At 71.1% G+C, this 18,332-nt stretch carries 16 protein-coding genes; 5 read left to right on the forward strand and 11 right to left on the reverse strand.

The features are described 5' to 3' along the window. Window positions 1-113: 113 nt before the first annotated feature. Window positions 114-1,304: an ROK family transcriptional regulator gene (locus tag OG975_RS08335; RefSeq protein ID WP_406328477.1), complete on the reverse strand. Its 1,191-nt coding sequence runs from the start codon at window positions 1,302-1,304 to the stop codon at window positions 114-116. A 122-nt stretch (window positions 1,305-1,426) separates the two neighbouring features. Here OG975_RS08335 and OG975_RS08340 point away from each other — a divergent pair, with 122 nt between their 5' ends. After that, entirely contained in the window at window positions 1,427-2,638 is a 1,212-nt protein-coding gene (locus tag OG975_RS08340) for an MFS transporter (protein ID WP_406328478.1), read from the forward strand. Here OG975_RS08340 and OG975_RS08345 read toward each other — a convergent pair. Both OG975_RS08345 and OG975_RS08350 read right to left on the reverse strand, forming a co-directional pair. Further along, window positions 2,598-3,056: an acyl-CoA thioesterase gene (locus tag OG975_RS08345; protein WP_406328479.1), complete on the reverse strand. Its 459-nt coding sequence runs from the start codon at window positions 3,054-3,056 to the stop codon at window positions 2,598-2,600. The two genes, OG975_RS08340 and OG975_RS08345, sit on opposite strands and share 41 nt — an antisense overlap. A 118-nt stretch (window positions 3,057-3,174) precedes the next feature. Then, a complete protein-coding gene (locus OG975_RS08350; RefSeq protein ID WP_406328481.1) occupies window positions 3,175-4,449 on the reverse strand; it encodes an alginate lyase family protein in 1,275 nt (424 codons plus the stop codon). A 133-nt stretch (window positions 4,450-4,582) separates the two neighbouring features. On the opposite strand from OG975_RS08350, the gene OG975_RS08355 reads away from it, so the two are divergent. After that, window positions 4,583-5,977, forward strand: a complete 1,395-nt coding sequence (locus OG975_RS08355) for a uracil-xanthine permease family protein (RefSeq protein ID WP_406328482.1) — start codon at window positions 4,583-4,585, stop codon at window positions 5,975-5,977. On the opposite strand, the gene OG975_RS08360 is transcribed toward OG975_RS08355, so the two are convergent. Then, complete coding sequence (locus tag OG975_RS08360; protein WP_406336198.1) at window positions 5,959-7,074, reverse strand: glycoside hydrolase family 6 protein; 1,116 nt, start codon at window positions 7,072-7,074, stop codon at window positions 5,959-5,961. The two genes, OG975_RS08355 and OG975_RS08360, sit on opposite strands and share 19 nt — an antisense overlap. A 173-nt stretch (window positions 7,075-7,247) precedes the next feature. On the opposite strand from OG975_RS08360, the gene OG975_RS08365 reads away from it, so the two are divergent. Continuing rightward, a complete protein-coding gene (locus OG975_RS08365) occupies window positions 7,248-7,931 on the forward strand; it encodes a DUF5995 family protein (protein ID WP_330303137.1) in 684 nt (227 codons plus the stop codon). 89 nt (window positions 7,932-8,020) lie between these two features. Beyond that, the gene (locus OG975_RS08370) at window positions 8,021-8,950 is read left to right on the forward strand and encodes an LLM class F420-dependent oxidoreductase (RefSeq protein ID WP_406328484.1); all 930 of its coding nucleotides are present in this window, start codon (window positions 8,021-8,023) and stop codon (window positions 8,948-8,950) included. A 16-nt stretch (window positions 8,951-8,966) separates the two neighbouring features. Here OG975_RS08370 and OG975_RS08375 read toward each other — a convergent pair whose 3' ends face one another. The 7 genes from OG975_RS08375 to OG975_RS08405 form a co-directional block, all read right to left on the reverse strand. Continuing rightward, window positions 8,967-10,661, reverse strand: coding sequence for a flavin monoamine oxidase family protein (locus OG975_RS08375; protein WP_406328485.1), 1,695 nt, complete (start codon window positions 10,659-10,661; stop codon window positions 8,967-8,969). Between the two features lie 58 nt (window positions 10,662-10,719). Beyond that, a complete protein-coding gene (locus OG975_RS08380) occupies window positions 10,720-11,508 on the reverse strand; it encodes a carbon-nitrogen hydrolase family protein (protein ID WP_406328487.1) in 789 nt (262 codons plus the stop codon). 273 nt (window positions 11,509-11,781) lie between these two features. Beyond that, the gene (locus OG975_RS08385; RefSeq protein ID WP_406328488.1) at window positions 11,782-13,263 is read right to left on the reverse strand and encodes an HAD-IA family hydrolase; all 1,482 of its coding nucleotides are present in this window, start codon (window positions 13,261-13,263) and stop codon (window positions 11,782-11,784) included. A gap of 27 nt (window positions 13,264-13,290) precedes the next feature. After that, window positions 13,291-14,367, reverse strand: coding sequence for an ABC transporter ATP-binding protein (locus OG975_RS08390; protein WP_406328490.1), 1,077 nt, complete (start codon window positions 14,365-14,367; stop codon window positions 13,291-13,293). A gap of 3 nt (window positions 14,368-14,370) precedes the next feature. Continuing rightward, entirely contained in the window at window positions 14,371-15,183 is an 813-nt protein-coding gene (locus tag OG975_RS08395; RefSeq protein ID WP_330303146.1) for an ABC transporter permease subunit, read from the reverse strand. Further along, the gene (locus tag OG975_RS08400) at window positions 15,171-16,079 is read right to left on the reverse strand and encodes an ABC transporter permease (RefSeq protein WP_327427216.1); all 909 of its coding nucleotides are present in this window, start codon (window positions 16,077-16,079) and stop codon (window positions 15,171-15,173) included. Before OG975_RS08400 ends, OG975_RS08395 begins: the two co-directional genes overlap by 13 nt. Then, the gene (locus OG975_RS08405; protein ID WP_406336199.1) at window positions 16,076-17,233 is read right to left on the reverse strand and encodes an ABC transporter substrate-binding protein; all 1,158 of its coding nucleotides are present in this window, start codon (window positions 17,231-17,233) and stop codon (window positions 16,076-16,078) included. Before OG975_RS08405 ends, OG975_RS08400 begins: the two co-directional genes overlap by 4 nt. A gap of 211 nt (window positions 17,234-17,444) precedes the next feature. Here OG975_RS08405 and OG975_RS08410 point away from each other — a divergent pair, with 211 nt between their 5' ends. Further along, entirely contained in the window at window positions 17,445-18,185 is a 741-nt protein-coding gene (locus OG975_RS08410; protein WP_406328492.1) for a GntR family transcriptional regulator, read from the forward strand. Window positions 18,186-18,332 lie beyond the last annotated feature (147 nt).

Below are 18,332 nucleotides of genomic sequence, written 5' to 3' on the forward strand. Positions count from 1 at the left end.
GGGAACTGCGCAATCTTTTGGACCAGCCCCCACCCACCCGCACCCGGGGTCGAAGGGGCGGAGCCCCTGGGGATGGGACGGGTAGGGGCGGCGGGGGCGAAGAACCCCCGGGGCTACCGGGCCGGCGGCGGGGCGAACAGTTCGTCCTGGGCGCCGTCGCGGGCGGTCAGCAGGGCGCCGCGCAACACCGCACCACCGCCCAACACGCTCGCCCGCACCAACGTCGGCAACGGCGACATCCGCACCAGCCGCTCCTCGACCCGCGCAGCGAGCACGTCACCCCCCGCCTGCCCGACCTCACCCCCCAGAACCACACACCCGGGATCCAGCACGGCGATCACGGACGCGGCCCCGATGGCGAGACGGTCGGCAAGGGCGTCGAGGAAGCCGGCGGAGTCCGGGTCGTCGGGGGTGGCCACCGCCCGCCTCACCAGCGCCGCCGCATACGGTTCGTGCGGAGTGGGGTCCGCCACGACCCCGTACCGCTCCGCCAGCGCGGCCACAGCCGCCGCCCCGGCCAGGGAGTGGAATCCGCCCTCGCAGTCCGTCGCCGAGGGAAGCGCCGAGGTACCGGGCACAGGGAGGAAGCCGATCTCGCCGGTGCCGCCGGAGGCACCGCGACGGAGCCGCCCGTCGAGCATCACCGCGGCACCGGTGCCATGGCCCAGCCACAGCAGCACGAACGTGTCGCGGTCGCGCGCGGCGCCGTCGCGCTGTTCGGCGAGGGCGGCGAGGTTCGTCTCGTTCTCGACCAGGACGCGGGCGGGCAGGCGTTCCTGGAGGGCGGCGACCAGCCGGCGGTGCCACTCGGGAAGGCCGGAGGAGTCGCGGAGTTCGCCGGTCGCCGGGTCGATGAGGCCGGGTGCCCCGATGCCGACTGTGTGCAGCCGCTCCGCCCCCGCCTCCTTGGCCGCGCGTTCCACCAGCGTGACCGCCTGCTCGACGGCGGGCCCCGTGCCGATGTCGTCCGCGATGGGCACCGACGCCCGCGCGAGCTCCGCGCCGAGGAGGTCGGAGACGACGACGGAGACGCCCTCGGTGCGTACGTCGAGGGCGGCGAGATGGGCTTGGTCGGCGACGATCCCGTACACGCGGGCGTTGGGGCCACGGCGCTGCTCCCCGGACTCCCCGACGATCGAGATCAGTCCGGCGGCCGTCAGCCGTTCGACCAGGTCGGCGACGGTGGGCCGGGACAGTCCGGTGAGCTGCTTCAACTGCCCTGCCGTCAACGGGCCTTCCTGCTGCAACAGCCGCAGGGCGAGCCGGTCGTTGATGGCCCGGGCGGTGCTCGGTGATGCGGGCATGCCGGGATCCTCCCAGATCAGCCGCCGTCCCTGGACGGCCGGTATATCGCCTATCTATCAGGCAGGCTTCCTGATAGTTTACGGCGGCAGCACGGGGAGCAGAGCCGGGAGGGGCGGAGAAAATGAGTGACGTGGTCCACGACCTGGGCGAGGTGAAGCGCGCCCGGTACGCCGTCGCCGCCGTGTTCGCGGTGCACGGCGCCGTGACGGGCTCGTTCGCGACCCGCGTCCCCTGGATCCAGGACCACGCCTCGGTCGGGGCGGGCCAGCTGGGCTTCGCGCTCGCCTTCACGGCGTTCGGGGCCTCCTGCTCGATGCCGCTGGCGGGACGGATCACCCATCGCTTCGGGTCCCGGGCGGCGCTGCGCGGGCTGATCGCCCTGTGGACGATGGCCCTGATCCTCCCGTCGCTGGCGCCGAACCTCCTCACCCTGTGTCTGGCGATGTTCGCCTACGGCGCCACGGCGGGGATGGCCGATGTCGCCATGAACGCGCTGGGCGTCGAGGTCGAGCGCCTCCTCGACAAGTCGATCATGTCCGGGCTGCACGGCATGTGGAGCGCGGGCGCCCTGATCGGCTCGGCCGCGGGCACGCTCGCCGCGCACCTGGGCTCCGACGCGCGTCTGCACCACGCGCTGGCGGCGGCGGTCCTCACGCTCCTCGGCGTGACCGCCTGCCGCTGGGTGCTCGATCTTCAGCCCGCCGAGGACGAGGAGCCGCCGCCGAGGTTCGCGCTGCCGCCCAAGTCCGCCCTGCTCATCGGCGCGGTCGGCTTCTGCGCGGTGTTCGCGGAGGGCGCGAGCCTGGACTGGTCGGCGGTCTATCTGCGGGACCAGCTGGGCACCTCGGCCGGTCTCGCGGCGGCGTCGACGACCGGTTTCATGCTGACCATGGCGATCGCCCGGCTGGTGGGCGACGCGGTGGTGAACCGCTTCGGGGCGGTGCGCACCGTACGGGCGGGCGGCGCGCTGGCCGTGGTGGGCGGACTGCTGATCGTCGTCGCGGACGACGCGGCGGTGGCGATGGGCGGCTTCGCGCTGCTCGGCCTCGGTATCGCGGTCGTCGTCCCGCTCTGCTTCGCGGCGGCAGGGCGCAGTGGCCCCAACCCCAGCCAGGCCATCGCGGGCGTCGCCACCATCACGTACACCTCGGGTCTGATCGCGCCGAGTCTGATCGGCACGGTGGCGCAGGCGACGAGTCTGGTGGTGTCGTTCGGGCTGGTCACGGTGCTGGCGTGCGGGCTCGCCGTGCTCGCGGGCGTGCTGCGTGCGGGCGACCGTGACCGTCCGAAGGTCAGTCCTGCGAGCGCAGCAGTTCCTGACCCAAGGCCCTGAACCGGTCGCTCCACGGCGTCGGGCGCAGCGTCCCGGCGTCGAGCCGGACGAGGACCCTGGTGCCGTGCGCGTACGTCACCGCGCCATCGGCCGAGCAGAAGCGGAAGCCGTAGGTCAGTCCGGTGTTCCCGAGCCGTTCCAGCCAGATGTGGACGGCGTACGCGCCCGGCCGGTTCACCGGAGCGTCGTAGCTGATCCGGAGCTCCTTGACGGCGTTGCAGAAGTCGCCCGCCGCCTCCCAGTCGCCCGCGAAGCCGAAGCCGCGCTCGCTCCACAGGGCCGTCCAGGCGCGCTCGGCCATCACCGGGTAGCGGGCGTTGTGCAGCAGCCCGAGTGCGTCCAGGTCGTCGAAGTGGACGGTGACGGGGAGAAGCTGCCCGTATGAGAGGGCTGGGGCGACGGGGGCTTCGGCGGTCACGGGCGGGGCTCCTGAGACGTACGGGATGCGAGCCGATCCGGCGGACGCGATCGGCTGGACGTGGCTGAAAAGGACACCTCATCCTAAGCAAACGCTCAGAAGCCCCGGCCGGGAGGGTTCAGCCCGCGATCGAGTCCAGCTGCTCCGCCGCAGGGCGCAGAGCCCACAGGTCACCGCCGGGCGGCGTTTCGAGCTTCGGCACGGCGGCCTGTGCGGCCCGGTCCCCCGCGTCGGCGGCCGCGTGCACGATGTCGCTCGCCGCGAACCGGTGGAACTCCAGCTCCGGGTGGGCCCACGGCTCGGCGCCCGTCGCCGCGGGCAGCAGATAGTCGACCGCCTTGAACAGGCTCTGGCCGTCCGGTCCTTCGTACGACCAGAGGTTCACGCCGACATGCCGGCCGATGGCCGCGAGCCGGGTGTAGGCGACCAGGTCGAAGGTCGAGTAGTGCCAGCTGCGGGTGCGGGCCAGCTCCTGGGGCTGGCTGCCGTCGGCGGCGATCTGCGGGTCGATCCGCAGGGCGCGTGCGTCGAGGACGGTCCGGCGGGCGAGGTCCCGGTCGCCGATCGCGTACGCCAGCGCGGCGAGCTGCATGTCGTAGAAGGTGCCGTGGTTGTTCTTGGCGGCGCCCTCCTCCTTGCCGAAGGCGCTGTTCGCCAGCCAGTCGCGGAAGTCGGTGTTCCAGGCGCGCATCGCGGTGCGGTCGCCCTTGGACCAGCCGGGGGCGCCCGTGTCCAGGATCGCGATGGCGTCCAGGACGCTGGTGTAGGACTGCGAGAAGTCGATGATGCCGATCGCCCGGCCGTCGTACTTGCAGGGGATGAACTGCCCGTGGTTCAGGTTCGGATTCATCCGGGTGTCCGGGGCGAGGAACCAGGTGCGCAGGACGGTGGCGGCCTTCTCGGCGTACTGCTTCTTGCCGGTGTAGTACCAGGCGAGCGAGAGGTCGTACGTCGAGTCGAAGACCTTCTCGACGTCCTGGCGGTCGGTGCCGGTGTCGACCTCGGGATTGCGCTGGCCGTCGCGCTGGACGTAGGGGCAACCCCAGGGGTTGTCGGCGGTCTTGGGCTGCGAGGGCCACCAGTACGGCGCCTGGCTGAGGTAGTCGTGGACGTCGCCGCCTGGGGCGGGCTTCGGCTTGTCGACGACTGTCCAGGGGCCCTGGTCCAGCCAGTTGTCGGCGCGGGCCGTCAAGTCCTTCAGAGCGCGGCCGAGTTGGGGGTCACCGTGGTCCAGGCGCATCCGGGTCTGCTGGAGCCGGCTGCCGTCGAGGACGGCGGTCTTGGGGACCTGTGGAGCCGCGTGCGCCGCGGCGGAGGGAACGGCGACGGTCGCCACGGTGGCCACGACCGCCAGCAGGATGCCCAGACGGGATCGTGCGGGTCTTGCACTCATTGAGCACTCCGATCAGCAAAGAGATCAGGTATGTGAACGCAGTTCATGAGTAGGACCGTGCGAGCGTAGGACCGCCGGTTAGCCGTGACAATGGTCCGGACAGATTCACGTACAGAGAAAGCGAAGCCTCACCATGGACCTCGGCGTGCGCTGGAAACTGCACGGCGACGGGCGGACGCCCGCCCCCGGAGCGGTCGTCCGCCCCGATGAACGCCTCTCCTGGCCCCGCACCTTCGGGCTCGGGGCCCAGCATGTGGTGGCCATGTTCGGGGCGTCCTTCGTCGCGCCCGTTCTCATGGGCCTGGACCCGAACCTCGCGATCATGATGTCCGGCGTCGCGACGGTCATCTTCCTGCTCGCGACGCGCGGCCGTGTGCCCAGCTACCTCGGCTGCTCGCTCTCCTTCGTGGGCGTCGCCGCCGTGATCCGCGCGCAGGGCGGCACCAGCGCGACCGTGACGGGCGCGGTGTTCGTCGTGGGCATCGCCCTGTTCCTGGTGGGACTCGCGGTGCAGCGCTTCGGGGCGCGGATCATCCACGCCACGATGCCGCCGATCGTGACCGGCGCCGTCGTCATGCTGATCGGCTTCAATCTCGCGCCGGTGACCGCGTCCACGTACTGGCCGCAGGACCAGTGGACCGCGCTGCTCACCATGCTCTTCACCGGTCTGGCCGTCGTCTGCCTGCGCGGTTTCTGGTCACGGATCGCGATCTTCCTGGGGCTGCTCTTCGGGTACGGGATCTCCTGGGCCTTCGACCGGATCTTCGGCAGGATCCACTCGGTGGACGCGAGCGGCAAGGTCACCGACCACTGGCGGCTCGACCTCTCCGGCGTCGGCAAGGCGGACTGGATCGGGCTGCCGTCCTTCCACGGCCCCACCTTCCAGTGGTCGGCGATCCTCGTCGCGCTGCCGGTCGTGATCGCGCTGGTCGCCGAGAACGCCGGTCACGTCAAGGCCGTCGGCGAGATGACCGGCGACCGGCTGGACGACAAGCTGGGCACCGCGATCTCCGCGGACGGCGTCGCCTCGATGCTCTCCACCGCGGTCGGCGGCCCGCCCAACACCACGTACTCCGAGAACATCGGCGTGATGGCCGCGACCCGCGTCTACTCGACCGCCGCCTACTGGGCCGCCGCGGGCTTCGCCCTCCTCTTCGGCCTCTGCCCCAAATTCGGCGCGATCGTGGCGGCGATCCCGGGCGGCGTCCTCGGCGGCATCACCGTCATCCTGTACGGCATGATCGGCCTGCTCGGCGCCCAGATCTGGCTCAACGCCAGGGTCGACCTGCGCAACCCGCTGAACCTGGTGCCGGCCGCCGCGGGCATCATCATCGGCGTCGGCGGCGTCACGCTGAAGTTCACGGACAACTTCTCCCTGAACGGCATCGCCCTTGGCACCCTCGTCGTGATCACCGGCTACCACGCGCTGCGGGCGATGGCTCCGGCCCACCTCAAGACGCAGGAGCCGCTGCTGGACGAGGGCACCTCCTCGTACGACGAGGCCGAGGATCAGCGCGCCAGCTCATAGGCGTACTCCGCCGAGAAGGTCCCCGGCGTGCCCTTGCACCCGTCGGACTCCCCCGGCAGCTTCACCCACAGATAGGCGTCGATCCCGGCCTCCCCGGTGTTCAGGGTCGGCGCCTGTCCGATCTTGCGGCCCGCCGGATCGCACCACTCGCCGTCGGGCGGGGCGCCGTTGCCGTTCCGGCTGGTGTCGATGACGGCGCCCAGGCTCGCCGGGCCGCCGAGCGCGGACAGCACATGCCGGGCGTACGCGATCTCGTCGCTCGTACGGTGGAAATTGGACACGTTGGTGAAGATGCCGTCGGAGGAGGCGGGTGAGGCGGCGCCCGCCTGGTCGAGCAGCGAGGCCTGTTTGTCGACGGGGTTCCAGTCGGAGTGGCCGGCGTCGTAGTAGACACGGGCTTTGGGGTTCGCGGCCTTGAAGACGCGGCCGGCGCGGGCCAGCGAGGCGAACCGGTCGGCCTGTTGGCCCTCGGTGAGGCAGTCGGACTGGGCGATCGAGTCGGGCTCCAGGATGACGATGACCTCGCCGGAGCCGAGACCCGCCGCGAACTTGTCGATCCAGCCGTCGTACGCGGCGAGGTCGGGCGCCCCGCCCTCCGAGGCACCGCCGCAGTCGCGCTGCGGGATCGCGTACGGCACGACGACCGGGACCCGGCCCTGCGCGGCGGCCGCCGAGGTGACCGCCCTGACCCGCGCGGTGATGGTGGCCGGTGTGAAGTCCGCGAACCAGACGGCGGCCGGGCGGTCGGCTATCCGGGACTCGATGACGTCGCGACGCGAGTCGCCGGGATGGGCCGCGACCCAGTCGAGGACCTGGGAGTCGGGGTGGCGGTAGAGCAGGGCGGGTGCGGCCACGGTCACCGGCTTCTTCTTGCTCGGGGAGGGCTTCGGGGCCGGCTTCGGCGACGGGGATGCGGAGGGGGCCTGGGACGGCGAGGCCGACGTGCGCGACGGCGTCGGTACGGCAGGCAGCGGCTGGAGGCTCGGCGAGCGGGTGACCAGCGGTCTGGCGTCGTCGGAGGGGCGGTTGCCGTCGAGCGCGGACATCATCCCCGTGGCGCTGCCGACCGCGACCACGACCGAGGCCGCCGCGACCATGGCGCCGCGCCGGGCGGCCCGCCTGCGCTCGGCCCTGCGCGCGGCCAGCCGCTGGGCACGTAAGCCTGACAATTACTGCTCCCCCCACTTCCGCCACGCACCTGTTCCCCCGTTCTGGGGAAGCGTCCGGCCCGGCGGCACTCCGGCCAGCCTAGGACTGGGACGCTGCCCCCATGGCGCAGTTGGCACAGTTCAGCAATCCCGTAAGCGCGGTGGACACCGTCGTCTCCCGTATGCGCACCCTGGAGGCGGTCCTGCCCGAGCGGGACGGGGTCGCGGTCTTCAACCGTGTCTACCTCGCCGTCACCGAGGAGGTCGACCGGCGCCTGGACGCCGGGGAGTTCGCGGATCCCGGGGCCGCGATCACGCTGGACGTGCGGTTCGCGGAGCGCTATCTGACGGTGGCCGAGGAGGGCTGGGCGCCCGCCTGCTGGCGGCCCGTGCTCCAGTTCCGGCGCCATCCCGGGGTACGTCCGCTGCAGTTCGCGCTCGCGGGCATCAACGCGCACATCGGGCACGATCTGGCGCTGGCCGTCGTGGACACCTGTCGTACGCTCGGCTGCGAACCGGCCGATCTGGAGGACGAGTTCGACCGCGTGGGCGACCTCCTCGTCTCGCTGGAGGAACGCGTCCGCGAAGATCTGATGCCGGGTCCCGACCTGCTCCAGATCGCCGATCCGCTCACCCATCTGCTCGGCTCGTGGAGCCTGGAGCGGGCACGCGACGCCACCTGGTCGGCCGCGCGGGCCCTGTGGGCGCTGCGCGGACTCCCCGACCTGGCCGAGGAGTTCGCGCACCGCCTCGACGCGGCGGTGGGCTTCGCGGGCCGGATGCTGCTCACTCCGCTGCCGGACTGATCCGGCCACACCACCGCGTATGGGCGCGAAACGCGACGCGATGAGCGATACGTTGCCGAGCGATACGCCTGTTGCAAAGGAGCACGACCATGGCCACTCGGCTCGGGCTGAGTCTTCCGCAGACACACCAGTACGACATCGGACGCGACGTGCCGGACGTGGCGCGCGCGGCCGAGGAGATCGGCTTCGAGAGCCTGTGGGTGTTCGAGCGCGCCCTGTTCCCGGAGCCCGCGACACAGGGGCTGTACGGGATGCCGGGAGTGCCCTGGCCCGCTTCGTACCGTGGTCTCGCCGAACCACTGGTGACGCTGACCCTGGCCGCCTCGGCCACGCGGCGGGCGCGGCTCGGCACGAGTGTCCTGGTCGCCCCGCTGCACGGCCCGTTCCAGCTGGCCAGGGCCCTCGGCACGTTGGACGCGGCCAGCGGTGGCCGGGTCGTGGCGGGCCTCGGCACGGGCTGGTCGCTCGACGAGTACGCGGCCGCGGGAGTGGCCCCGTTCGAGGAGCGCGGCCAGGTTCTGGACGAGGTCCTCGACGTGTGCCGCGCGGTGTGGGGCCCCGACCCGGTGCACTACGAGGGCCGGCTGACCAAGATCGCGTCGGCCGTGGTCGCCCCCAAGCCCGCCCGGCCGATCCCGGTCCTGCTGCCCGCCTTCAGCAAGAAGTCGCTGTCCCGGCTCATCGAGCGCGGCGACGGCTGGATGCCGGTGGCCATGGGGGCCGAGCAGCTCGCCGCCGAGTGGCAGAAGGTGCGGGACCTCGCGGCCGAGCGGGGGCGGACGGAGCCGATCGAGTCGGTGGCGCGGATCAACCTCCGGTACACGGCCAAGTCGTACGACGCCGCGGACCGCGCCCCCTTCCAGGGCAATATCGACCAGATCGTGACGGACCTCGCGGCCCACACCGAGGTCGGCCTCGACGAGTACTTCCTCGACTTCGGCGACGCCCCGCGGGACGCCGGGGAGCTCAAGGACCTCGCCGCCGAGGTGTACTCGGCGGCGCGGGCGGCCGGGGTCTGACCGGCCTGGTGAGAACTCAGTCCTCCGGCAGCTCGACGGGCGCGATCTCGTCGTAGACGTCACCGGGCCCGGGGTTGGTCGAGTCGGTCGCCCCGCCCAGCTGGTGCATGACGCCCCAGACCGCGTTCAGCGCGGTCTGCACGGCGCCCTCGGCCCAGCCGGCCGTCCAGGAGATGTCGTCGCCGGCGAGGAAGATGCCCCGCTTGTCCTCGGGCAGCGCCTCCTGCATGAAGTGCGTGAACAGGCGGCGCTGGTAGCGGTAGTGGCCCGGCAGGTTGGCCTTGAACGCGCCCATGAAGTAGGGCTCGTTCTCCCAGGACACGGTCACCGGGTTGCCGATGATGTGCTTCCTGATGTCGACCTTCGGGTAGATCTCGCCGAGCGACTTCAGCATGACCTCCATCCGCTCGTTCGCGGACAGCGGCAGCCACTTCAGGCTGTCGTCGCACCACGTGTACGAGAGGCAGATGACGGCGGGCTTGTCCGGCCCCTCGTCGAGGAGGTAGGTGCCACGGGTCATCCGGTCGGTGAGCGTCATGGACATCACGTCACGGCCGGTCTCCTCGTCCTTGTCGAGCCAGAACGGCCGGTCGACGGGCACGAAGAGCTTGGAGGACTCCATGTAGTGGGTCCGCTCGATGGCGGTCCAGTGGTCGATCGGGAAGAGCGAGTCGTCGCAGGCGATCTTCGACAGCAGCATCCAGGACTGGGCGGTGAAGATGGCCGCCTTGAAGGTGCGGATGTCGCCGTTCGCGTCGGTGACGGTGATCTGGTTGCCCGCGGTGCGGTGCAGCCGGGTCACGGCCGGGCGCGGGGTGCCGTCGTGCAGCGTCGACAGCGAGGTGCCGTACGCCCAGTGGACGATCTTCTCCGGCTCGCGCTCCCACAGGCGCAGCGGCAGCTGCTGGGAGCCGCCGACGATGCCGCGGTGGTGGTCGTCGGCCTCGGTGTAGACGACGCGCAGGATCTCCAGGATGGAGTTCGGGAAGTCGGTGTCCCAGCCGCCGGTGCCGAAGCCGACCTGGCCGAAGATCTCGCGGTGCCGGAAGGACTTGAAGGAGTCCGAGTCGCAGAGGAAGCCGTAGAAGGTCTGGTTGTCGAGCTTCTCGACGAGCTTCGCCCAGATCTCACGGATGCGCGGGACGTCGCGCTCGCGCATGGCCTGGTTCATGTCGGAGAAGTCGGCGCCGTCTTCGAGACAGGCGTTCCAGGCGTTCATCACGTCGCGGTAGACCTGCGGCAGGTCGTCGACGGTGGTCGCGTAGTGCGACTCGCCCTTGAGGTCGACGACCGTCGAGGGCGTGGACTCGGCGAGGGGGTTGGGGAACGCCTTGGTCTCCAGGCCCACCAGGTCGATGTAGTGCTGGAGGGCCGTGGAGGACGGCGGGAAGCGCATGGCGCCCATCTCGGCGGTGAGGGACGGGTCGCATCCCTCGAAGCCCACGGTCCGCAGCCGTCCGCCGATCTCGTCGGCCTCGTAGACGACGGGCTTGAGGCCCATCTTCATCAGTTCGTACGCGGCCACGATGCCGGACAGGCCGCCGCCGATGACCGCGACCTCGGTGCCGTGCTCGGTCGCGGGTATCTGGCCGAGGCCCGCGGGGTGCGCGAGGAAGTCGTCGTACGCGTACGGGAAGTCCGGGCCGAACATGGTGATCGGCGGCTGCTGCACGTCGGCGTGCTGGACGGCGTTGGGCACGGTGGACGTCATGGGGTACGGACTCCTTGCACGAAAGCTTGTGAGGGGAAGCGCTGGGGGCGGCCGAGGTTCAGATGAGCGACCCGTAGAGGCCGGGGCGGCGGTCCTTCAGATACGGGTTCGTCTCGCGCGAGGCCGCGAGGAAGACGGGGTCGGCGTCGGCGAAGACGAGTTCCTCGCCGCGTCCGGCCCGGGCCCGGGCGACCCCGTCGGGCCCGGCCAGCGTGGACAGTCCGACGAACTCGAACTCCCCCTCCGGACCGACCCGGTTGACGTACGCGACGTACATCTGGTTCTCGAAGGCACGCACCGGGACGACGGACTCGGCGACGAACTGGAACGGATGCATCTGCGCGGTCGGTACGACGAGGAGGTCGGTGCCGGCGAGGGCGTGCGCGCGCACGTTCTCCGGGAACTCGACGTCATAGCAGATCATGAGGCCGACGCGGAGGCCGTTCAGCTCCGCCTGCACGACGGGCTGCTCGCCGGGCGTGAAGTGGTTGCGCTCGAAGCAGCCGAAGAGATGGGTCTTGCGGTAGTTCGCAAGACGGGTGCCGTCGGCGGAGATCAGCTGCGCGGAGTTGAAGACCCGCTCGCCGTCGCGTTCGGGGTAGCCGTAGGCGACGGCCACGCCGTGCCGGGCGGCGATCTCGGCGATCGCGTCGGCGGAGTCGCCGTCGGCGGGCTCCGCGAGGCGGGCGATGTCGTCGCCGATCGCGTATCCGGTGAGGAACATCTCCGGCGCCGCCACCAGCCCGGCGCCGGCTGCGGCGGCACGGCCTGCGGTCTCGTCGAGAACCTTGAGGTTCTCCACGACCGAGCCGGGGCGGCCGGAGCTCTGGAGCAGGGCTGTGCGCATGCGTGATCCTCACCGGTACGGAGGGGTTTGGGGGGCCAGATAGACGGTACGGGTGGGGGGCTCGGCCGGACAAGGAGGAGCCGTTGCGCGCCGGTGAACGAATCGTTGCGTACGTGGGGGGCTCCGCGGCGATTCGTTGCGCACCCCTCACCGGCCCAGGGGTGGGTTCTTTGGCTGCGGGTGGGTGGGGGGCTGGTCCAAAAGATTGCGGGTCTGGGGGCGCAGCCCCCAGGGATGGGACGGGTAGGGGCGGCGGGGGCGAGGGAAATCGGGCTAACGGAGGGTGAACGTGGTGATGACTGCCGCGTGGTCCGACGGCCAGTCGTTGCCGGCGACGTCGGGCCAGGGGCGGGGGGTACCGGTGACGACGGTGCGGGAGTCGATCACGCGGAGACCTTTCCCGTTGTGGAGGACGAAGTCGATACGGTCCTGCGGCTCGGGGCGCCCGCTGCCGTCCTCATGCTCGACGTGAACCGGTGACCACGTGTGCCCGGGATCCCGTACCGCATCGGGGTGCACCTCACGGTAGGAGTCCCGCAGCCCCGCATCCTCCGCGGCCTTCGTCACGGGCCACTCGACACCCGGCCAGTCCAGATGCGAGGGCGCGTTGAAGTCACCGACCAGCACCACGGGGGTGGCGTCGACGGTGGAATCGGCGATCTGTCGCAGGATCGACCGCATCTGCTCCAGCCGCCCCGCCTCGTGGGCGACCAGCCCGGCCGCCGGAACCCCGTCGAAACGGGCCTCGTACGGCCCGTACGGCGTGTAGTCGAGGTGGGCGCTCCAGACGTCCACCTCCTGCCCGCCGTCGACCCGGATCCGTACCCCGGTCCCCCCGTAGAAGCCGACGTCCGGGTCGCCGAGACGCGCGGTGATCGGATAGCGGCTGATGACGCCGAGGTTCTCGCCCGCCCGATGGTGGTGCCAGCCGAGCGCTTCGGCGAGCTCCCGCGCCGAGTTCCCGTACGTCTCCTGGAGGCCGACCACGTCCGCGCCCGTCTCGGCGATGACCTTGAGCTGCTTCTCCCGGTGGTCGTCGACCTTGGTGCCGCCGTACCAGAGGTTCCAGCTCATCACCCGCAGCTCACAGGGCGCGATCATGGCGCGCAGCCGTGCCGGGGTCACCTCCTCCAGGCTGGCGAGGACGGTGCGGCCGGCCGCGGGGGCGATCGGTGCGAGTGAGGGCACCGCGAGCACGGCACAGCCCGCCGCCTCGGCGGAGGTGACACCCGTCTCGGTGTCCTCCACGGCGACGCACGCGGCGGGCTCGACGCCGAGGGCGCGGCAGGCGGCGAGGTACGGGTCGGGAGCGGGCTTGGTGTCCTCGGTGTCGTCGGCGGTGACGGACACGGCGAAGTGTCCGGCACCGAGGGCTGCCAGGACGGTGTCGGCGACGGCTCGCGGCGATGCCGTCACCAGGGCGGTGGGGACACCCTCGCGGGCCAGTTCACCGAGGAGCCGCAGCGCCCCCGGGCGGGGCACGATGCCGGTGCGGACACGGTCGGCGAACTCCCGGTGCAGTTCGGCGGCGATCTCCTCCGCCCCCGCGCCCGTGACCCCGCCCAGCCAGTCGGCGGTGTACTCGACGGGCCGCCCGAGCACCTCCGGCTGGTCGGCCCCGGTCAGCCGGCGCCCGAGACCGTCGGCCACCTGCTCGACCGCCTCCCACCACAGCCGCTCGGTGTCCACGAGCGTGCCGTCCATGTCGAACAGCACGGCCTGGAGGGTGGAGTGGGGGGTGGTGCGGTGGGTCACGGTGCTCTCTTTCGTCAGTGGGGGGGTTCAGTTGGCGCGCTCGGCGACCAGCACCGGCCGCTCCGGCAGGCTCACCGTCACGGCGGCACCCGATCCGAGCGCGGCGGCCTCGTGGGTGGGCAGGTCGGCCTTCACCTCGGTGCCGTCCGGGAGCCGGACGGTGACGCGGGTGGCGGCCCCGAGGAACGCGGTGGCGACGACCCGGGCGGCTCCGGCGTCGTCCGCCCGCACCCGCACCGCCTCGGGCCGTACGAGCACATCCACCTCCGTCGCGGAGGGCGCGTCTCCGTCGACTGGCAGCCGCTGTCCGAGTACCTCGACCACGCCGGAGTCCAGCTGTCCCGGAATCCGGCTCATCGTGCCGACGAACTCGGCGACGAAGGCGGTGGCGGGACGCCCGTACAACTCGGCGGGCGCGGCGCACTGTTCGAGACGCCCGGCCCGCATGACCGCGACCCGGTCCGCCATGGACAACGCTTCTTCCTGGTCGTGCGTCACGAACAGGGTGGTGATGCCGAGTTCCTGCTGAAGACGGCGGATCTCCTCGCGGAGTGTGAGCCGCACCTTGGCGTCCAGTGCGGAGAGCGGTTCGTCGAGCAGCAGCACGCGCGGCCGCAGAGCGAGCGCGCGGGCCAGCGCGATGCGCTGCTGCTGGCCGCCGGAGAGCTGGTGCGGGAAACGCTCGCCCTTGTCGGCGAGACCCACGAGGTCCAGCAACTCGGCGGCACGGGCCCGCCGTTCGGCCGTACGCACCTTGCGCATCCGCAGTCCGAAGGCCACGTTGTCGAGGGCGCTGAGGTGCGGGAAGAGGCTGTAGGACTGGAAGACCATCCCGGCGTCGCGGCGGTGCGCCGGGACCCGTGTGACGTCCTCGCCGTCGACCAGCACCTCACCGGAGTCGGGGTGTTCGAACCCGGCGAGCATGCGCAGCGCGGTGGTCTTGCCGCAGCCGGACGGGCCGAGCAGGGCGAGGAGTTCACCGGGCTGGACGGTCAGGTCCAGCCCGTCGAGGGCGACGGTCGGGCCGAACTCCCGGCGCAGACCCCGGAATTCGACGGTGGCGGCCTTGGCGTCGGCGGCCTTCTCAAGCGTGGTGACGGTCATGGTTCATCCCCGGGGAGCGGTACGGGAGCGCCCGCCGAGCCCGGCGAGCGAGAGGAGCAGTGCCCAGGTGACGAGCAGGCTGAGCACGGAGACGGCGACGGACAGCTGGGCCTGCGACCCGCCGACGCTGTAGATCCACACGGCGAACGGCTGGAAGCCGAGCAGCTGGGCGACCGTGAACTCGCCGAGGACCAGCGCCAGCGTGAGGAAGGAGGCGTTGAGCAGCGCCCCTCGCAGATTGGGCAGCACGACCCTGACCAGCGCCTGCGGCCAGCCCGCGCCGCAGCTGCGCGCGGCCTCGACGAGGGTGCGTACGTCGATCGCGCGCAGCCCGGCGTCCAGGGCCCGGTACACGAACGGCAGCGCCATCACGACGTACGCGAGGACGAGGACCACAGGGAAGTCGGGGTTCTGGATGGCCACGAACGTCTGGAACAGCGGCGTACGGGAAAGGTGTTCGGGGCCCCACTTCAGCACCGTGGCGATCCCGGCGACGAAGGCGATCGGCGGGACGACCAGCGGCAGCGAGCAGATCACCTCGACGACGGGCCGCAGCTTCGGCGCACCGAGCCGCAGCGCGACCATGGCGGGCACCATCAGCAGCAGCACGACGGCGATGGTGGCGGCGGCCAGTTCCAGCGAGAGCAGCAGGCTGGAGACGAAGCCGTCGGTGGAGACGATCTGGCTGTACGCGTCGAAGGTGATGCCCTGGTTCGGCACATCGACCGTGAAGATCACCGACGCGGCGAGCGGGACCAGGAAGTACAGCGCGGCGCAGCCGAGGACGACCCAGCGCCACAGGTTCAGGCGAGCCATCGCGCACTCCGTCGTTGCAGGGGCAGGTACACGGCCATGACCAGGCCCGCGATGAGGACCATGTCGAGGCTGAGGGCGAGCGCCACGTTCTCCTGGCCGACCAGGACGTTGCCGGAGATGGCGTCGGCGATCTGCAGGGTGACCAGCGGGACCGCGCTGCCCACCATCGCGGCGGCGGTGGCGTACGCGGCGAACGCGCTGCCGAAGAGCAGCACGAAGCCGCCGAGCAGCGAGGGCGCGAGGACGGGCAGCGCCACGTGCCGCCAGTACTGGACGGAGGTGGCGCCGTTGTTCTGCGCGGCCTCGCGCCACTGGGAGCGGAGGCCGTCGAGGGCGGGCGTGATGGTGAGGACCATCAGCGGGATCAGGAAGTACAGGTAGACGATGACCAGACCCCAGAAGCTGTAGAGGTTCCAGCCCTTGTCGGTCAGGCCCAGGTGCTTGGTCAGCACACCGGCGTTGCCGAGCGTGGCGACGAACGCGAAGGCCAGCGGGACGCCGCCGAAGTTGGCGAGAACCCCGGACGCGGTGAGCACGGCCTCGCGCAGGGCGCGGAAGCGGGAGGTCACCACGGCCTGGGCGAGCGGCAGTCCGAGGACGGTCGCGATGCCCGCGGAGACGGCGGACAGCTTGACGCTGCCGATCAGGGCGGTGAGATACGCGCCCTTCAGCGATCCGGTCAGATTGGCCGTGGTGTACGAAGTGGCCCCGGTGGCCTGGTCCTTGACGGTGAAGGCGCCGTTCAGCATGGCCAGGGCGGGGATCCCGAAGGCGATCGCCACGAAGACGAGCAGCGGGAGGACGGCGAGCCAGCCGGGGGCACGGCGCCGCCGCTGCTGTCCAGCAGCAGCGGCGGGCGCCACATCGGTCCCGGCCTCGGTGAGGACGGTCGTCATCCGGAGACGGCCTTGCCCCAGCCCTGCGCCAGGACCGTCTTGGCCTTGGCCTGCTGGTCCTCGGTCGGGAAGCTCGGCGTGCCCTCGACCTTGGGGAGCTTGGCGGCGGCGGTCTTGTCGAGCGTGCCGGCCTTCTCCATGGCGGTCATCAGGGCCGGGCGGGCGTAGCCCTTGAGCCAGAGGTTCTGGCCCTCGGCGCTGTACAGGTACTCCTGCCACAGGCGGGCGGCCGCCGGGTGGGGGGCGTCCTTGTTGATGGCCTGGGAGTAGAACATGGCGTACTGGCCGTCGGAGGGGATGGAGACCGTCCAGTCGACGCCCTTGGACTTGAACTCGTCGGCGTAACCGGCGTTCAGGTAGTCCCAGTCGATGCTGATGGGCGTCTCGCCCTTCTCGACGGTGGCCGGAGTCGACTCGACGGGCGTGTAGTTGCCGTTCTTCTTCAGCTTGGCGAAGAAGTCGAGGCCGGGCTGGATGTCGTCGAAGGAGCCGCCGTTCGCGAGCGAGGCCGCGTACACGCCGCCGAAGGCCGAACCCGACTTGGTGGGGTTGCCGTTGAGGGCGACCTGGCCCTTGTACTGCGGCTTCAGCAGGTCCTTGAAGGTCGTCGGACACACCTTGACCCTCTTGGCGTCGCACCCGATGGAGATGTAGCCGCCGTAGTCGTTGTACCAGCGGCCGTCCGTGTCCTTCTGACCCTCGGGGATGTCACCGAATCCGGCCACCTTGTACGGGGCGAGCAGCCCCTGCTGAGCGGCGCTCAGCGCGAACGAACTGCCGAGGTCGAGCACGTCGGGGGCACGGTCCTGGCCCTTGCGCGACGTGACGGCGTTGATCTCGTCCTGGCTGGCGCCGTCCGGGTTCTCGACCTCGATCTTGATGCCGTACTTCTTCTTGAAACCGTCGATCAGGGCACCGTAGTTGGCCCAGTCGCGGGGCAGCGCGATCGCGTGCAGCGTGCCCTCCTTCTTGGCGGCCTTGACCAGGGCGTCGAGGCCTCCGAAGTCCGCGGCGGAGGTCGCGGTGGCCGCGCTCTTGCCGTCGGCGGTGGTCGCCTTGTCGTCGGGAGCGGCGCCACAGGCGCTCAGGGCGAGTGCGGCGGCGACGGCGAGGCCGCCGGTGAGGACGGCTGTTCTCGGCAGGAACACGGTCACGGTCTCTCCAGGAGTACGCACGAGGGTGTGGTGGGACGGAGAACTTGTCTGAACAAGTTGGCCCCAGTAGGCCCGTCGATGGTGTCCTGTTCGTAAACATTGGCGAAACCGTGACCTCCGATTCCCTGCACAATCCCGGCGGACACGGATCACCGTCCGATCTCGACTAGGCTGGTCACGCTGTGCACAGCAGCCGAATCAGAGGGGAAGCATGGCGGCGCGACACGAGGAGATCGCCGACGAGCTGCGGCGGGCGATCGACCGCGAGGAGTACACAGTGGGCAGTCTGCTGCCCGCGGAGACGGATCTCGCGGCCCACTACGGCGTCTCGCGCGGCACGGTCCGTCAGGCCGTCGCGGCCCTCACGGCCGAGGGACTGATCGGCTCACGCCAGGGCGCCCGCCGCGTGATCCTGGCCAGCCGCCGCAGCCAGAGCTTCGCCGAGCTGCGCAGCTTCGCCCAGTGGGCGCGCGCGATGGGGCGCGAGGCGACGGGGCACGTGGTGGAACAGGAGTACCGGCCGGCGACCACCGAGGACGCCGTACGCCTCCAACTCCCCGAAAAGACAGCCGTGTTGCACGTCCTGCGCGTCCGCGGCCTGGACGGCGAACCGGTACTCCTGGAGCGGACCGTGTACGCCGACTGGATCTCCCCCGCCGTCGAGGCCATCGAGCCTGAGTGCCCATCAGTCACCCAGCGGCTCTTCGAGGACACCGGCCTGGTCTTCGCCTACGGCGAGCACGTCATCGACGCGGTCGCAGCCGGCGCCCAGGACGCCGACCTCCTCACCGTCCGCCGCACCAGCCCCCTCCTCCGCGTCCGCCGCGTCACCACCACACGCGAAGGCCGCCCGGTGGAGTGGTCGGACGACCGCTACCGCTCGGACGCCGTGAGCTTCAGCGTCCACAACTCCATAGGCAACAACGCGCTGGCAAGGAAGACAGCGGAGTAAGGGCGCTTTGGAGCGGGCGCCGGAGGGAGCCCCCTTCTTCGTGGCGAGCGCAGACCCGAACCGTTTCACCGCTGGCCGCGACCAGCGCCCCTTCAGGGGCGCGGGGAACTGCGCGACCAGCCACGAACAACCCGCACCCGCCAACGA

Origin of the sequence: Streptomyces sp. NBC_00203 (assembly GCF_045206325.1) — a bacterium.
Classification (GTDB): Bacteria; Actinomycetota; Actinomycetes; order Streptomycetales; family Streptomycetaceae; genus Streptomyces; species Streptomyces lutosisoli.

Bases quoted from the DNA above. Each gene is read 5' to 3' on its own strand.
- OG975_RS08335 (WP_406328477.1), bottom strand. From the start codon at position 1,304: ATGCCCGCATCACCGAGCACCGCCCGGGCCATCAACGACCGGCTCGCC.
- OG975_RS08340 (WP_406328478.1), top strand. From the start codon at position 1,427: ATGAGTGACGTGGTCCACGACCTGGGCGAGGTGAAGCGCGCCCGGTAC.
- OG975_RS08350 (WP_406328481.1), bottom strand. From the start codon at position 4,449: ATGAGTGCAAGACCCGCACGATCCCGTCTGGGCATCCTGCTGGCGGTC.
- OG975_RS08355 (WP_406328482.1), top strand. From the start codon at position 4,583: ATGGACCTCGGCGTGCGCTGGAAACTGCACGGCGACGGGCGGACGCCC.
- OG975_RS08360 (WP_406336198.1), bottom strand. From the start codon at position 7,074: ATGGTCGCGGCGGCCTCGGTCGTGGTCGCGGTCGGCAGCGCCACGGGG.
- OG975_RS08365 (WP_330303137.1), top strand. From the start codon at position 7,248: ATGGCGCAGTTGGCACAGTTCAGCAATCCCGTAAGCGCGGTGGACACC.
- OG975_RS08370 (WP_406328484.1), top strand. From the start codon at position 8,021: ATGGCCACTCGGCTCGGGCTGAGTCTTCCGCAGACACACCAGTACGAC.
- OG975_RS08375 (WP_406328485.1), bottom strand. From the start codon at position 10,661: ATGACGTCCACCGTGCCCAACGCCGTCCAGCACGCCGACGTGCAGCAG.
- OG975_RS08380 (WP_406328487.1), bottom strand. From the start codon at position 11,508: ATGCGCACAGCCCTGCTCCAGAGCTCCGGCCGCCCCGGCTCGGTCGTG.
- OG975_RS08390 (WP_406328490.1), bottom strand. From the start codon at position 14,367: ATGACCGTCACCACGCTTGAGAAGGCCGCCGACGCCAAGGCCGCCACC.
- OG975_RS08395 (WP_330303146.1), bottom strand. From the start codon at position 15,183: ATGGCTCGCCTGAACCTGTGGCGCTGGGTCGTCCTCGGCTGCGCCGCG.
- OG975_RS08400 (WP_327427216.1), bottom strand. From the start codon at position 16,079: ATGACGACCGTCCTCACCGAGGCCGGGACCGATGTGGCGCCCGCCGCT.
- OG975_RS08410 (WP_406328492.1), top strand. From the start codon at position 17,445: ATGGCGGCGCGACACGAGGAGATCGCCGACGAGCTGCGGCGGGCGATC.